The following is a 14,412-nucleotide window of genomic DNA, read 5'->3' as shown; positions in this document are numbered from 1 at the left end:
TCATGGCGATGAAAGAAAGCGAAGTAAAGAACCGGGCTGGATTCGAGGAGGCATGGCGCGGTTTTGCGGGAGGCAGCTGGCAGAAAAATATTGACGTCAATTCATTTATCGGGCGCAATCTCACACCGTATGAGGGCGATGAGCAGTTCCTTGCGCCGCCAACGGAGAACACGCTGGATCTGTGGAAGCAGGTCAGCCAGCTGTTAAAGGAAGAGCGGGAGCGGGGCGGCATTCACGACGTGGACGTGAACACGGTCTCCACCATAACCTCGCATGCAGCGGGATACATCGACCAGGACAAGGAAACCATCGTCGGATTGCAGACCGACGCACCGCTTAAGCGTGCCGTTCAGCCGTTCGGCGGCATCCGGATGGTCGTCGATGCCTGCAATGCGTACGGGTATCAATTGAACCCGGAACTGGAGCGTATTTTTACCGATCTGCGCAAGACGCATAACCAAGGCGTGTTCGATGCCTATACGTCCGAGATGCGCGCAGCCCGCAAGGCCGGCATCATCACGGGCCTTCCGGATGCCTACGGACGGGGCCGGATTATCGGCGACTACCGCCGCGTGGCGCTGTACGGTGTCGACCGCCTCATCCAAGGCAAGAAGGAGGAGCTGCTCCAGCTCGAAGTCGATGCGATGAGCGAAGACGTGATCCGGCTGCGCGAAGAGCTGTCCGAACAGATCCGAAGCCTCGGCGAGCTGAAGGCGATGGCCGCATCTTACGGACATGATATCTCGAGACCTGCGATGAACGCCAAAGAGGCGGTGCAGTGGCTCTACTTCGCTTATCTGGCAGCCATTAAGGAGCAGAACGGAGCGGCGATGAGCCTTGGACGGGTATCCAGCTTCCTGGACATTTATATCGAGCGCGACCTCGTGGAAGGTACGCTGACGGAGAGCCTGGCGCAGGAAATCGTCGACCATTTCGTCATGAAGCTGCGGATCGTCAAATTTTTGCGCACGCCGGACTACAACGAGCTGTTCAGCGGCGATCCGACATGGGTGACCGAGTCGGTTGGCGGCATGGGGCTTGACGGCAAAACGCGCGTGACGCGGAACTCCTTCCGCTTCCTGCATACCCTCTACAACCTGGGACCTGCGCCGGAGCCGAACCTGACGGTGCTGTGGTCGGCGCAGCTGCCGGAGAACTTCAAGAAGTTCTGCGCCAAAGTGTCGGCCGAGACCAGTTCGATCCAGTACGAGAACGACGACCTGATGCGTCCGCACTTCGGCGACGATTACGGCATCGCCTGCTGCGTATCCGCGATGCGGATCGGCAAACAGATGCAGTTCTTCGGAGCCCGGGCCAATCTGGCCAAGGCGCTCTTGTACGCCGTCAACGGCGGCGTCGACGAGAAGAGCGGCGCCCAGGTCGGACCGGCCATCGCGCCGATCACGTCCGAGGTGCTGGACTATGAGGAAGTGAAAGCAAAGTTCGACGTCATCCAAGATTGGCTGGCGAAATTGTACATCAACACACTGAACGTGATCCATTATATGCATGACAAATACTGCTACGAGCGCATCGAAATGGCCCTTCATGACCGGGATATTGTCCGGACGATGGCCTGCGGCATCGCCGGCCTGTCGGTCGTGGCCGACAGCTTGAGCGCCATTCGTTACGCGAAGGTTCGCCCGATCCGCAACGAAAAGGGGATCGCGGTCGATTTTGAAATCGAAGGCGAGTATCCGCAGTACGGCAACAACGACGACCGTGTCGACCAGCTCGCCGTGGAGCTGGCGGAAGGGTTCATGAACCGGCTGCGCAAGCATAAGACGTACCGCGGCGCCATTCCGACCATGTCGGTTCTGACGATTACGTCAAACGTCGTATACGGCAAGAAGACGGGCAGCACGCCGGACGGCCGCAAGGCCGGGCAGCCGTTTGCACCGGGCGCGAACCCGATGCATGGACGCGACCGCAAAGGCGCGCTCGCTTCGCTGGCTTCGGTCGCCAAAATCCCTTACGAGCACAGCCTGGACGGCATTTCCAATACATTCTCGATCATTCCGAAGGCGCTGGGCAAAGAGGACGCAGCCAGACACAGCAACCTGGCGGCGCTGCTGGACGGCTATACCGCAAGCGGCGGACATCATCTGAACGTCAACGTCTTTAACCGTGAGCAGCTGCTGGATGCAATGGAGCATCCGGAGAACTATCCGCAGCTGACCATCCGGGTATCCGGGTATGCGGTCAACTTCATTAAGCTGACGCGGGAGCAGCAGCTGGATGTCATCAGCCGGACGTTCCACGGAGAGATCTGAACGGCCGTTACGATTCGCAGAGCAATAAAGCAGTGAAATCAAAAGTTGTCATGAAGAGAGGAGCGTGGCCCGCATGAAAGGCAGAATACATTCCATGGACACCTTCGGTACGGTGGACGGACCGGGCATCCGCTTCGTCCTGTTCATGCAGGGCTGCGCGCTGCAGTGCCAATTTTGCCATAACCCCGATACATGGGATACGAAGGGAGGACGCCAGGTTACCGTCGAGGAGATTCTCCGGGAAATCGAACCCTATGTGCCTTACTATAAAAGCTCGGGTGGCGGCATCACGGTGACGGGAGGCGAACCGACGCTTCAGGCGCCTTTTGTGGCGCAGCTGTTCAAGGCTTGCAAGGAGCGGTTCGGCCTGCATACGGCGCTCGACAGCTCGGGTTTCTGCGAACCGTCTCATGCAGGCGAGCTGATGCAGTATACGGATCTGGTCCTGCTCGATCTGAAGCAGCTGAACAACGAGAAGCATGAGCGGCTGACCTCCCAGCCGAATGACCGGATCTTGAAATTTGCGGCATGGCTGTCCGCCATCGGAAAACCGGTATGGATCAGGCACGTGCTGATTCCGGGCATCACCGATCAGGCAGGAGATCTGACGCTGCTGGGTGAATTTATCGGACACCTGCGCAATGTGGAGCGAATCGAGCTGCTGCCCTATCACCGGATGGGCGTATACAAATGGCAGCAGTTAGGCCGCCCGTACGCGTTGGACGGCGTGCCTACGCCAACGGACCGCGAGGTGGAACGCGCAAGAGAGCTGATCGAGGCGGCGCGGAGGGTTGCGGCGTCCCGGCCATAATAGGGAGCAGAGAGTCCGGAACAGGATGCGGCAACCCTTAGCCCCGGCCCTATTTCCGAATCGTTCGCCGGAATCTTCTCTGTCCCACGGTTCCATCCGAATCCGTCCGGATATTTCCTCAGCGCTGCGTCGTTCCGTTGACGGGGCTGCCCTAAGCGACTTACCGAGTTAGGCTGTGATTTTTCTCATAGGATCTAGGGGAGTCACCCCTATGAAAAATCAGTGCATCCCCCGATAGGTTAATCCATCCTGAGGGGTTATGATAAAGGCAAAGATGTGCGGAAGGGGAAATGAACGATGGGGCAGACCGTGACGGGGACACAGGCGAAGCATTGCCGGGAGGGCTTGGAGCCGCTGCTGTCGCAAGAGAGCTTCGAGAAGCTGGAAAGCATCATGTATAAGCGCAGCGCGGAAAAGGGCAGCTGCCTGTTCTGGGAAGGCGATCCGGCCGGCAAGCTGTATTTCATCATCGAGGGCCGGGTGAGAACGACGAAGACCTCGGACAGCGGGCGGGCTTTGACACTGTACCTGCATCATGAAGGGGATCTGGTCGGACAGATGGATCCGTTTCAGGATTCGGTGCACAGCTTCAGCGCCGAGGTCATGGAGGATGCCAAGGTCGGGGTCATTCAGCGCAAAGACCTGGAGGTTCTGCTCTGGCAGCACGGCGATCTGGCCGTTGAGTTCATGAAATGGATGGGTCTGATGCATCGTTTGACGCAAACCAAATTCCGCGATCTCATGATGTTCGGCAAGACGGGAGCGCTCTGTTCGCTGTTGATTCGGCTAGGGAATTCGTATGGAACGGAGCGGGAAGAAGGCGTCTATATCGATTTGAAAATCAACAATTCCGAAATGGCCGACATGATCGGGGCCACGCGCGAAAGCGTGAACCGGATGCTGAGCGATTTGAAAAAGGAAGACGTGATCGAAACCGAGGACGGCCATATTATCATCAAGGACCTTCACTATCTGCGGGATATTTGCCGGTGCGAGAACTGTCCGAAAGAAATATGCCGTATGTAATCCGGACCGGCGTGGGGAAGACCGGGCAGCTGCTGCCTGGTCTTCCTTTTGCTGCACAGCAGGCATTCCGTAAGGAGTAGCGCAAATTACAAACCAAGCTGGCCGTTTTGCATATGTAGGTGGCAGCTCCCTGAGCGGGAATCGGGGGGTCCCCTTACATACAAACAAGCGGGCTTTTTATTAGAAATCAGAAAATATAAACTGACGAGGCTAAGCATCCTGATCTCGCAAAAAAACTTCAACTAAACACGGTCTGGATTCATAGAATGTATGTCGCTAGACGTTTCTATTTTCAATAGAACTAGAACTATTGGGAAAATAGGAATATCGATGTTCATGAAGCGCACGGCTCGATAGAGGGGGATATGCATGGAAAGGGCAGGGACAGACGACGAATTCGACCGCCGGCTGGAATGGATTCGCTTGAAAAGCGGAAGCGATTTCATCGCTTATGCGCAGCCGGCCGGCAGCTCCCGCAGGATGGGATGGGACCGCATCCTGGGGGGCAGCAATGTCCGGGTGCGGCAGATGACGATCAAGCCCGGCGTTGGTTTGGGCGGCATGGTGATGCGCCATGGGACGGTATATACGGCTCACGAAGAGGAGAATCCGTTCATGCGTGAAGAATGTCCGGTCATGCTCGCCGAAAAGCTGCTCTCCGGCATGGCTTTTCCGGTAACCACTGGCCATTCCACTGCCAGCAGCGGTATTCTATTGCTAGGGAGACGGGATGGCAGGGCATATGCCAAGACGGAGACGGCGTGGATCAAGTCCGCGTTATCCGGAAGAAGCGCCTGTGAACCCGGCAAGAAATGATATGATTAGATCATAAGAGCAAAAGGAGGACGCTATGATCAACATTATCATTGTGGACGACCATGCCATGGTCCGGTCCGGGCTTCGCATGCTGCTGAGCGCGGCGCCCGACATTGAAGTGGCGGCTGAAGCATCCGAAGGGGACGAAGGCATCCGCATGGCCCTTGAGCATCAGCCGAACGTTGTCCTGATGGACTTAAGCATGCCTCACGGGAAGGACGGGTTAACGGCGGCGACCGAGCTGAAGCAGCAGCTGCCGGACGTGGCGGTTCTCATTCTGACCATGCATGACGACGACGAATACTTGTTCCGGGCGATTCATGCCGGCGCCGCGGGCTATGTGCTCAAGAGCGCGCCCCATGAAGAGCTGCTTACCGCGATCCGCACGGTCGCCGGAGGCGACGCCTATTTGTACCCGACGGCGACGAAGCGGCTGATGAACGAGTATGTGGAGCAGATGCGGAGGGGCGAGAGCACCGATCTGTTCGACGGCCTCTCGGAACGCGAGAAGGAGGTCTTGTCGCTGACGGCCATGGGCTATGCCAACAAAGAAATCGCCGAGCAGCTCGTGATCAGCGTCAAGACCGTCGAGACGCATAAGAGCAATCTGATGGAGAAGCTGGGGCTCAAAACCCGGCCGGAGCTGATCAAATACGCCATGAAGAAGGGGCTGCTGCAATTTGAATAAACAACCGGAACCCGGCAGTAAGATCATCGCCGAGCATGTTGAGTCGCTTCTGTCCCAGCTCGATGAGCAGCTCCCGGAATCCCGGTTCCGCACGGACTTGCGGGAATCGCTGAAACAGCTGGCGGACGTCAAATTCGCCCTGGACGAGTCGTCGATCGTGGCGGTGACCGATCGCCGGGGGAGGATCCAATACGTCAACGATAAATTTTGCGAAATCTCGAAATATGACCGCTCCGAGCTCTTGGGCCAGGACCACCGGATCATCAACTCGGGGACGCATTCCAAAGCGTTTATGCGCGACTTGTGGAGCACCATCTCCTCCGGGCGGGTCTGGACCGGAGATATCCGGAACCAGGCCAAAGACGGGACTTATTATTGGGTGAACACGACGATCGTCCCGTTCATAGGCGAGGACGGGACGCCTTATCAATATTTGGCCATCCGCAACGAAGTCACCCGCCTGAAAAAGGTGGAGGAAGAGCTGCAGGAAACGCTGGCCAAGGTCATGACCATTCAGGAAGAAGAGCGGCGCAAATTTTCGCGCGAGCTCCATGACGGCATCGGGCAGAGCTTGTTTTCCCTGCTGATCCAGCTGGACCGGGCCATTGCCTCCCCTGAGCCTGAGAAAGAGGATCTTCGCGGGATCCGCGAGCATGTCGCGGGGGTCATCGAGGAAGTCCGGGGGCTCGCCTGGGAACTGCGGCCGTCCGTTTTGGATGACCTCGGCATCGTCCCTGCGATCCGGACTTATATCGAAAACTATGCATCCCATTATGGGATCAAGGTTGCTTTTGAATGCAATTTGCGCAAGCGTCTGGATATCCAGAAGGAAACCGTGATCTACCGGGTCATTCAGGAGGCGCTGACCAATATCGCCAAGTATGCCGACGTTTCCGAGGCTGAGGTGGAGATCTGGGAGCAAGAAGAGGAGGTTGCCGTGCGCATCAGCGACCAGGGGGCCGGTTTCGAGCCGTCTCTGCCAACCCAAGGAGTGGGACGCTTCAGTATGGCGGAGCGGGCCCGGATTGCCGGCGGCCGTCTCCGGATCGACTCCGCGCCGGGAAGCGGGACGACGGTAACGTTGACGCTGCCGAAATCAACGGCGAAACTGTGAGAAAGCTCACTTCTTTTTTCCGGCTTAACCCGTAAGATGGGGGCAAGAAGGAGATGACAACGATGAGCGAAAAAGCATTCGTCATGATTAAACCCGACGGCGTCCGGCGGGGGCTGGTTGGCGAAATCGTCAGCCGCTTTGAGAAGAAGGGACTCCGTCTGCTGCGCGGCGAGATCATGGAAATTTCCCAGGAAACGGCGCGCGTGCATTACGGCCATCTTCAGGACAAGCCGTTCTTTGAAGAACTGGTCGATTACATTACGTCCGGACCGGTTTTTGCCATGATCGTGGAAGGGAAGGAAGCGGTGGCTAACGCGCGTTCCCTCATCGGTCCCACCAATCCGGCTGAGGCGCCTCCCGGCACGATCCGCGGCGACTTCGGGCTGGCCGTTGAAGAGAATGTCATCCACGGATCCGATTCGCCGGAGCATGCGCGCAGGGAAATCCGGTTATTTTTCGAAAAATAGCGTTTGAACGCCGCAAGTGTAAAATAGGTCACAGTTTCAGTTTGTGTTCGGATATATAATGAAACTGCAGGGGGAAGCCGAAAAGAGCATGCATGCCGGACTTTCAAGCATTATAACTTTGGAGGCCCGGCCCTCTTCCGCCTGATGATGTGAAGTGTTTCACAACTCTGGCAGTCTTTCGCATCATGACCTGGATGAGCAGTCCTATCACGAGAAGAGGTGAACGGTGATGACCGAGATCAATCAACTCCGCGACCTGACGACATTTATGATCCACTGCTGCTATACCTGTCCGAAAGCTTACGAGTGCACGACCGAGGAGCAATGCCTGGCCTGCTGGAAGGCGCAGCATACAGGTGTTGAAGAGCAGCCGGATGCGGAAACGACGGAAAAGCTTTTGAAGGAATACGCACTTTAGGCCGAGCATGGCGGGTGAACACCGTGAGAAAGCTATCGCTACAAAATTAAGGTTTGTCCCAAATAGGCTAGATCATTGGGTCGTCATTTACGGCGGCCTTTTTTGTTTGGATTTAAATTTTGCATGCGCGAATTGGATTTTTCTATTACACAAGCCGCTGGAGTTCCCCTATATTTATAATTACTACTTTTCTTATAGGATTTATAGAAAATTCCGTTGGTGGCATGGCGGAAAAAATCAGTGGGAGGCGAAGTCCAATATGGCTGATCTGAATGAGTATTTGAAGCAAAAGAGGAATGCGCTGCTGCTCCGGCGAGCAAAGGCCGAAGCGGAGCCGGCGCAGGCCGTCAACACGCTGCGTGCCAAAGTGTCGGCCAAGGGAAGAAGCGGGGTGCGCGAAATCCGGATCCGGGATTACCGGGTGATCAGCGATAGTCCGCCTGACTTTGCCGGCTATGACCTGGGGCCTTCGTCACCTGAACTTCAGCTCGGCGTGCTCGGCAGCTGCCTGACGCATATTACGCTCATTCAAGCCGCGGAACGCGAGGTGTCCCTGCACAGCCTGGAAGTTGAAGTGGAGGCGCAGATGCATCCGCTGGCGGGAAGACCCGGATACGAGCATATTCCTATCTACCCGCATGACATCCGGTACCGGCTGATCATTGAATCAGATGAAAGCGAGGAGACGCTGCAGGCGCTGCACGAGGCTGTCGAACGGGTCTGCCCGATTTTCAATTTGCTCCGTGATCCCCAGGCGATCGAAGGCGAGCTGGTCCTCAGCCGGCCGGAGGAGGCTGTACGATGACCAAAAGGCAATTAAAGCTGGGTGCAAATCTCAATGGCGTCGGCAACAGCATTTCTTTCTGGAGGCATCCCTCTATTCCCACCGATGCGAGCGTAAGCCTGGAGTTTTACAAGCAGCAGGCGCTGAAGGCGGAAGAGGGAAAATTCGATTTGCTGTTCATCGCAGACGGTTTGTACATTAACGAAAAGTCCAATCCTCATTTTCTGAACCGGTTCGAGCCGCTGACCCTGTTGTCCGCCCTGTCGGCCGTGACGACGAATATCGGCCTCGTAGCCACCCTGTCCACGTCCTACAGCGAGCCGTTCACCGTGGCCCGGCAGTTCGCTTCCATAGACAAACTTAGCGGGGGCAGAGCGGGATGGAATGTGGTCACCTCGCCGCTGGAGGGTTCTGCGCTCAATTTCGGCAAGGGAGAGCACCCCCAGCATTCCCTGCGGTACGAAATCGCCGAGGAACATGTGAAGGTTGTCAAAGGGCTGTGGGATTCCTGGGAGGATGACGCGTTTGTCGGGGATAAGGCGGCAGGGGTATTTTTCGACCCGTCCAAGCTGCATACGCTGCACCATCAAGGCAAGCACTTTTCCGTGCAGGGGCCGCTCAACATCGCACGGTCAAAGCAGGGGCATCCGGCCATCTTTCAAGCCGGATCCTCCGAGTCCGGCAGGGATTTGGCGGCCCGCACCGCGGACGCGATTTATACCGCGCACGAGACGCTGGAGGAAGCACGCGCTTTCTACCAGGACGTCAAAGGGCGAGCCGCATCGTACGGCCGCAAGCCGGAGGAGCTGCTGATCTTCCCGGGAATCGGGCCGATCGTCGGCCGCACTGAGGAGGAGGCTGAGCGGAAATACCGCGAGATTGCAGAGCTCGTTTCGATCGATCAGGCGCTGAATTACTTGGGACGTTATTTCGACCATTTCGACTTTTCGCAATTCCCCTTGGACGAGCCGTTCCCGGACATCGGTGATTTGGGCAGCAACAGCTTCCGCAGCACGACGGACAAAATCAAGCAGGAAGCCAGGGAGCAGGGGCTCACGCTCCGCGAAGTGGCGCTGCGGGCTTCGACCCCGCGCACCTCGTTTATCGGTACGCCGGAGCGGGTCGCCGACCTGATTCAGGAATGGTTTGAAGAAGGGGCGGCTGACGGCTTCAATGTCCGGACCGTGGTGCCGAACGGATTGGCCGATTTCGTCGATCTCGTGGTGCCGATCCTTCAAGCGAGGGGCCTGTACCGGACGGAGTACGAAAGCGATACGCTGCGCGGGAATCTCGGGCTGCCGGTCCCGGCCAACCGGTACGCGGCTCAAAACCTCGCCAAGGCAGTCCACCAAGCTTAATCGTCAATGCATCGGCATGCTTGGTACTGCATCTGTGCACGGAAAGTACCTTCCACCGTTCGCAGCCGTTTCATTGCAGCATATCTACTGCCGATTCGTTCGGTTCACCGCCGTGGACTAAGGAGAAGAAGACACTTTCTTCTCCTTTTTTGCCGTTCCTTCCAAATCCATAACAAAACACCTGTATCGTCCCCTGAAGTGGGTTTATGCTATTAAACGAACCTTAAACCTACGGATGAAGGGGGATGAGCATGGATCCGATTCACCAGCAATTCATGAGCCGGCAGCTGGCCCAGCTGCGCGTTCAGCTGCTCCTTGCCAAGAGGTCCGTCTGCCATGCCGGTTGGCAGCGGCTCCGGTTTACCCCAACGTACGACAAGCTGTATTACATATGCGACGGGGAAGGGTGGCTTCAGGTCGGCCGCAAGCAGCTTCGGCCCAAGCCGGGGGAGCTGGTGCTGATCCCGGGCGGATTGGAACAATCGTATTCCGTGACCGCCGGACCGCCGTATACGAAATATTGGTGCCATTTTCGCTCCAATGTCCCTTTGAGGCGTTTGTTCCATTTGTACGGCCTTCCGCATGCCGTTTGGGCAGGGGATTCCGCCGACCTGAGCAGCCGATTTCAAGAACTGGTAGAGCACCGGGCGAATCCTGGTCCCGCCGGACCGCTCCGGATTCAATCCGCGCTGCTGTCGATCATCGCCTTTTTTATCGAACGGGCCCTGCGGTTTCAACGGGCGAAATACGCTTCCGTCTCACCCAAGGAACTGATGGAGACGCTCCATTTTATCGACCTGCATCTGTCCGGGGATCTTACGATCGAAGAGCTGTCCCGGCAGGCGCATTTCCACCCCAACTATTTTATCCGGATGTTCAAAAGGCATCTCGGCATGACGCCGATGCGTTATATTCAGGAGCGAAGGCTGGAGCATGCGCAGCAGCTGCTGGAGACGCCGGATTTGGCGATTACCGAAATCGCCGGCCAGAGCGGCTTTAAGGATTTGTCCCACTTTTCCGCGGCCTTCAAAAAAAAGTACGGCGCTTCCCCTTCCGAATACCGGAATCTGCTGATGAACGGCCATGCCAACCTCATGCCTGAAGCACAGCCTATGCTCGAACCAAGTTGTTTGTTTGAGAACAATTCAGGTTAGGCTAATCCCTTTCGGCCCCTCTTGTAAGCGCTGTATGATGAGGAGAACCGCCGGCAACCGGCGGAATCCGGGCAAATGTGAGGTGGAGTTCATGAGAATGGTCGCCGGCTTGAAAATGATGATGGCGATTGGCGTGATGTTCGGCAGCGGCTTGTCTGTTCCCTCGGTACATACGGCAGCTGCCCCTGCTCCTGCGAAGCATCCGGCCATGCTGTATGTGGCCCAAAATGGCAGCGATGCCAATGACGGATCGAAGCAGAAGCCTTTTGCAACATTGGAAAAAGCCAGGGATGTCATCCGCGGAATGATCCGGAATCACACGCTCCCCGCAGGCGGGGCTTCTGTCCTGATCCGCGGCGGCGAATACCGTCTCAGCCGGACATTCGAGCTGAACGAGCAGGATTCGGGGACGAAGGATGGTCCGATTACGTACCAGGCCTACAATGGCGAGAAGGTGAGCCTCGTCGGCGGAGATACGCTGAATCCGTCGGAGTTTCGCCCGGTATCCGATCCTGAGGTGCTGGGCAGAATTCCGCAGGAGGGCCGGGGCAAAATCGTCCAGCTGGACCTGAAGTCCCTTGGCATTACGGACTACGGTGAGCTGGGGAACAACCTCGCCGTCGCCCCGGAATTATGGGTGAACGGCAATGCCATGACGCTGGCGCGGTGGCCGAACGCAGGTTTCACTACAGTCGATCAGGTCGTGGACAAAGCGGACGAAGCGGCCGGCAAGGGCTACACCTTTACGTTCAAGGATGAGATGCCGCATGCCTGGCAGTCGTTCCGGGATGCCTGGATGCTTGGGTATTGGGGGAATGACTGGTTCACCAACGACCTTCAGATCAAGTCGATCGACCAGGCGCAGAAGCGGATCGAAACGTTCAAGGGCAGCAGCTATGCGATGAAAGCCGGACAGCGTTTTTATTTCTACAACGTCCTCGAAGAGCTCGACCGGCCGGGCGAATGGTATTTGAACCGGGAGAACGGCATGCTGTACCTGTATCCTCCGGCCCCACTGAATAGCATCACAATCCAGCTATCCGCTTTCACGCAGGACATGATTCGGATGGATCACGTATCGAACGTGACGTTAAGAGGGATGGCCCTGGAAGTAAGCCGGGGCAACGCGATCACGATGACCGGCGGCGGCAGCAACCTCATCTCCAATATGGAGATCAGCAAAATGGGCGGCTATGCGGTCAAAATCGACGGCGGACAAAACAACGGCGTATCCGGCTGCAGCATTTACAGCATGGGGAACGGGGGTGTGATCCTGAACGGGGGAGATGCCGCAACGTTGACGGCTGCCGGGAATTATGCGGACAACAACGACATCAGCAACTATGCGCGGATCAAATTGACGTACGCCTCGGCCGTGGAAATCAACGGAGTCGGCAACCGCGTGACGCATAACAAGATGCATAATGCTCCCCATTTTGCCATTCAGTTCCGGGGGAACGACCATACGATCGCGTACAACGAGATTTACGATGTGGTCAAGGAAACAGCCGACGCCTCAGCCATTTACTCGGGCAGAAGCTTCGTATGGCGCGGCAATGCCATCAATTACAATTACATCCACGACATCAAGGCCAGCAATCTGCGGGTCTCCACCGCGGCTATTTATCTGGACGACTATATGAGCGGTGTGGAAATGCGCGGCAACGTCATCACCGATATCGGCAAGCAGGCGTTCAAGCTGGCCAATGGACGGGAAAACGTCGTCGAAAACAACCTTGTCATCCATGCCGGAAATGTGATTGCATTTATGGCACGGAACTATAAGCCGGGAGAAAAGAATTACGACTCGTTGATGGGCAAGTTCGATCAGATCCCTTATCAAGGCGAGATCTGGAGCAAACGCTACCCGACGCTCCCGGACATCTTGAACGACGAGCCGCTCCTTCCGAAGCGGAACGTGGTGCGGAATAATGTTTTTGTGGGCAGCGGGCCGATCACGGGAGAGGTCGAGCAGAACATGGCACTGGGGACATTTGAGAACAACATCTCAGTCGGCAAGCTGACCGAACTGGTTCCGGTGGACGGAACGGCAGGCGGCCTGCAGCTGAAGCAGAATGCCGAGACGCTCAGCCGGATTCCGGAGCTTAAAGGCATTCCATTTGGCGAAATGGGGCTTCAGGCATCCGGCCTGCCGCCGACGCAGTCAGCTGTATCGGCAGCGACCGTGGCTTACGTCCAGGGCGGAGACCAGGCTGAATTTCAGATAAGCCTGAACGGCAACCGGCTGGTATCGGTCCAGGATGAATCCGGGAAGTTACGTAAAGAAACGGATTACACACTTGAAGGGTCTGTCCTTGTGCTGCAAAAGGCATATCTGTCGCAGCTTCCCGACGGGCCGCAGCCGCTCCGGCTGGCCTTCAGCGCAGGCAACGACGCGTTTGTGACGGTGGACGTCCACCCGCAGCAGTGAGTCGTTCCAAGAGAATGCAGGAATGAACTGCTGAATCCTTTTGCGAAGGCGCTGAAGTTTATCGCGCGATGGAAAGCCCTCCACACGGAGGGCTTTCGGCATGTTACGGCAGGGAAGGCTTCCCGGAGGGGGTTACGGAACGTCTGCGCCGGCGCTTATGGTTTGCGTGCCTGCCGGTTTGCGTGATCGGCGAGCGCGATCTCCTTTTCGCTAAAGAGCTTCGCGGGACGGTGGTTTTTTTAAGCGGGGCTGCGGATGAAACTCCGTCATCGGATAAAACGGGGCGCTCCCTGACGGCGTTAAAGTTCACCGGTTCAATGGAACATGCTTGCATCGTCCAAGCAATTTCGGGATTGGTAAATACCCGAAGCTCGCGCTCCCGGATCTCAGTCCATTCGGACAAGCCGCGCAGCACGTCATCCACGTAACCGGGATGGCACATAATCTCGGTCATCCCATCCGGAGCAGAGCGGATATAGCGCAGCAGCCGCTGCAGGCCTTCGCTGTCGCCATAGGTGTCCAGAAGGACCCAGTCTGTCATTTTCAGAGCAGACGGGGAAAGAGGATGTTCAATCTGCGATCTCCGGAGCGGGATCCGGTGCCTGCACGCCAGCTCAGCCATCACTCGGTAGATCACAGGGTCGTCCTGATGCAGCAGCTGATGTGAATCCAGGTGTGTGGGGAACAGGGAGGTCTCCAGGAACCGGTTCCACTGGGCATCCAGCTCGGCGGCAACATCGGCGGCATTCCGGCTGCGTCTGATTTTACCATCAAGAAATACCCCGTTCTCTCTCACTAGCGAAGGGACGGCAGCCGGGTCCGACAAGGGCCGTCCATATGTCAGGTTAAAATGCAGCCCGACGCCGAGACCGGGCAGCGAGCGTGCTGCATGCACAGCGTCCGCCAAACCGGGCATATTGACCATCATCGAGGTGCTGGTGATTCCACCGGCCCGGTATGCCTCAATAATGCCGCGGTTCACGGCAGGTGACAGGCCAAAATCGTCGGCATTGATAATGACTTGCCGGTTCATCGCAGCGAACTCCCTCCATCGTTCATAGAATCTGGCCAT

The 14,412-nt window shown here is 57.0% G+C and carries 13 protein-coding genes; 12 read left to right on the top strand and 1 reads right to left on the bottom strand.

All coding sequences use genetic code 11. The features are described 5' to 3' along the window. Positions 1–2: 2 nt before the first annotated feature. The 12 genes from pflB to K2F33_RS30185 all read left to right on the top strand — a co-directional run bounded on the left by pflB (position 3) and on the right by K2F33_RS30185 (position 13,340). Positions 3–2,273 (top strand): formate C-acetyltransferase, encoded by a 2,271-nt coding sequence (pflB, locus tag K2F33_RS30240; RefSeq protein WP_212983080.1) that lies wholly within the window; start codon positions 3–5, stop codon positions 2,271–2,273. Between the two features lie 73 nt (positions 2,274–2,346). After that, on the top strand, positions 2,347–3,084 hold the full coding sequence (gene pflA, locus K2F33_RS30235; protein WP_212983081.1) for a pyruvate formate-lyase-activating protein: 738 nt from the start codon (positions 2,347–2,349) through the stop codon (positions 3,082–3,084). A gap of 297 nt (positions 3,085–3,381) precedes the next feature. Beyond that, positions 3,382–4,110 carry a Crp/Fnr family transcriptional regulator gene (locus tag K2F33_RS30230; protein ID WP_263880371.1) on the top strand — a complete coding sequence of 243 codons (729 nt, stop codon included), beginning with the start codon at positions 3,382–3,384 and terminating at the stop codon, positions 4,108–4,110. Positions 4,111–4,479: 369 nt separating this feature from the next. Continuing rightward, a complete protein-coding gene (locus K2F33_RS30225) occupies positions 4,480–4,926 on the top strand; it encodes a hypothetical protein (RefSeq protein WP_263880370.1) in 447 nt (148 codons plus the stop codon). 34 nt (positions 4,927–4,960) lie between these two features. Next, entirely contained in the window at positions 4,961–5,614 is a 654-nt protein-coding gene (locus tag K2F33_RS30220; protein WP_076168789.1) for a response regulator transcription factor, read from the top strand. After that, entirely contained in the window at positions 5,607–6,728 is a 1,122-nt protein-coding gene (locus tag K2F33_RS30215; protein WP_263880369.1) for a PAS domain-containing sensor histidine kinase, read from the top strand. Before K2F33_RS30220 ends, K2F33_RS30215 begins: the two co-directional genes overlap by 8 nt. Before the next feature lie 62 nt (positions 6,729–6,790). Further along, positions 6,791–7,195: a nucleoside-diphosphate kinase gene (ndk, locus tag K2F33_RS30210; RefSeq protein ID WP_145022465.1), complete on the top strand. Its 405-nt coding sequence runs from the start codon at positions 6,791–6,793 to the stop codon at positions 7,193–7,195. A gap of 229 nt (positions 7,196–7,424) precedes the next feature. Further along, entirely contained in the window at positions 7,425–7,613 is a 189-nt protein-coding gene (locus K2F33_RS30205) for a hypothetical protein (RefSeq protein ID WP_076168783.1), read from the top strand. A gap of 259 nt (positions 7,614–7,872) precedes the next feature. After that, complete coding sequence (locus K2F33_RS30200) at positions 7,873–8,418, top strand: OsmC family protein (RefSeq protein ID WP_076168781.1); 546 nt, start codon at positions 7,873–7,875, stop codon at positions 8,416–8,418. Further along, a complete protein-coding gene (locus K2F33_RS30195) occupies positions 8,415–9,755 on the top strand; it encodes an LLM class flavin-dependent oxidoreductase (RefSeq protein WP_263880368.1) in 1,341 nt (446 codons plus the stop codon). The genes K2F33_RS30200 and K2F33_RS30195 overlap by 4 nt, the downstream gene beginning before the upstream one ends. Positions 9,756–10,006: 251 nt before the next feature. Beyond that, complete coding sequence (locus tag K2F33_RS30190) at positions 10,007–10,909, top strand: AraC family transcriptional regulator (RefSeq protein ID WP_263880367.1); 903 nt, start codon at positions 10,007–10,009, stop codon at positions 10,907–10,909. Between the two features lie 91 nt (positions 10,910–11,000). Next, entirely contained in the window at positions 11,001–13,340 is a 2,340-nt protein-coding gene (locus tag K2F33_RS30185; protein WP_263880366.1) for a X2-like carbohydrate binding domain-containing protein, read from the top strand. Between the two features lie 103 nt (positions 13,341–13,443). Here K2F33_RS30185 and K2F33_RS30180 read toward each other — a convergent pair whose 3' ends face one another. Then, on the bottom strand, positions 13,444–14,373 hold the full coding sequence (locus K2F33_RS30180) for a carbohydrate deacetylase (protein ID WP_263880365.1): 930 nt from the start codon (positions 14,371–14,373) through the stop codon (positions 13,444–13,446). Positions 14,374–14,412: the final 39 nt, after the last annotated feature.

The sequence above is a fragment of the Paenibacillus sp. PSB04 genome (genome assembly GCF_025809195.1).
In the GTDB taxonomy this organism is placed as follows: Bacteria; Bacillota; Bacilli; order Paenibacillales; family Paenibacillaceae; genus Paenibacillus_AQ; species Paenibacillus_AQ favisporus.
The sequence above is the reverse complement of the archived record's forward strand: the minus strand, read 5'-3'. Positions and strand labels throughout refer to the sequence as shown.

Excerpts from the sequence above, each read along its gene's own strand:
- K2F33_RS30200 (WP_076168781.1), top strand. The coding sequence starts at position 7,873 with ATGGCTGATCTGAATGAGTATTTGAAGCAAAAGAGGAATGCGCTGCTG.
- K2F33_RS30225 (WP_263880370.1), top strand. The coding sequence starts at position 4,480 with ATGGAAAGGGCAGGGACAGACGACGAATTCGACCGCCGGCTGGAATGG.
- K2F33_RS30205 (WP_076168783.1), top strand. The coding sequence starts at position 7,425 with ATGACCGAGATCAATCAACTCCGCGACCTGACGACATTTATGATCCAC.
- K2F33_RS30195 (WP_263880368.1), top strand. The coding sequence starts at position 8,415 with ATGACCAAAAGGCAATTAAAGCTGGGTGCAAATCTCAATGGCGTCGGC.
- ndk (WP_145022465.1), top strand. The coding sequence starts at position 6,791 with ATGAGCGAAAAAGCATTCGTCATGATTAAACCCGACGGCGTCCGGCGG.
- K2F33_RS30185 (WP_263880366.1), top strand. The coding sequence starts at position 11,001 with ATGAGAATGGTCGCCGGCTTGAAAATGATGATGGCGATTGGCGTGATG.
- K2F33_RS30230 (WP_263880371.1), top strand. The coding sequence starts at position 3,382 with ATGGGGCAGACCGTGACGGGGACACAGGCGAAGCATTGCCGGGAGGGC.
- pflA (WP_212983081.1), top strand. The coding sequence starts at position 2,347 with ATGAAAGGCAGAATACATTCCATGGACACCTTCGGTACGGTGGACGGA.
- K2F33_RS30220 (WP_076168789.1), top strand. The coding sequence starts at position 4,961 with ATGATCAACATTATCATTGTGGACGACCATGCCATGGTCCGGTCCGGG.
- pflB (WP_212983080.1), top strand. The coding sequence starts at position 3 with ATGGCGATGAAAGAAAGCGAAGTAAAGAACCGGGCTGGATTCGAGGAG.
- K2F33_RS30190 (WP_263880367.1), top strand. The coding sequence starts at position 10,007 with ATGGATCCGATTCACCAGCAATTCATGAGCCGGCAGCTGGCCCAGCTG.
- K2F33_RS30180 (WP_263880365.1), bottom strand. The coding sequence starts at position 14,373 with ATGAACCGGCAAGTCATTATCAATGCCGACGATTTTGGCCTGTCACCT.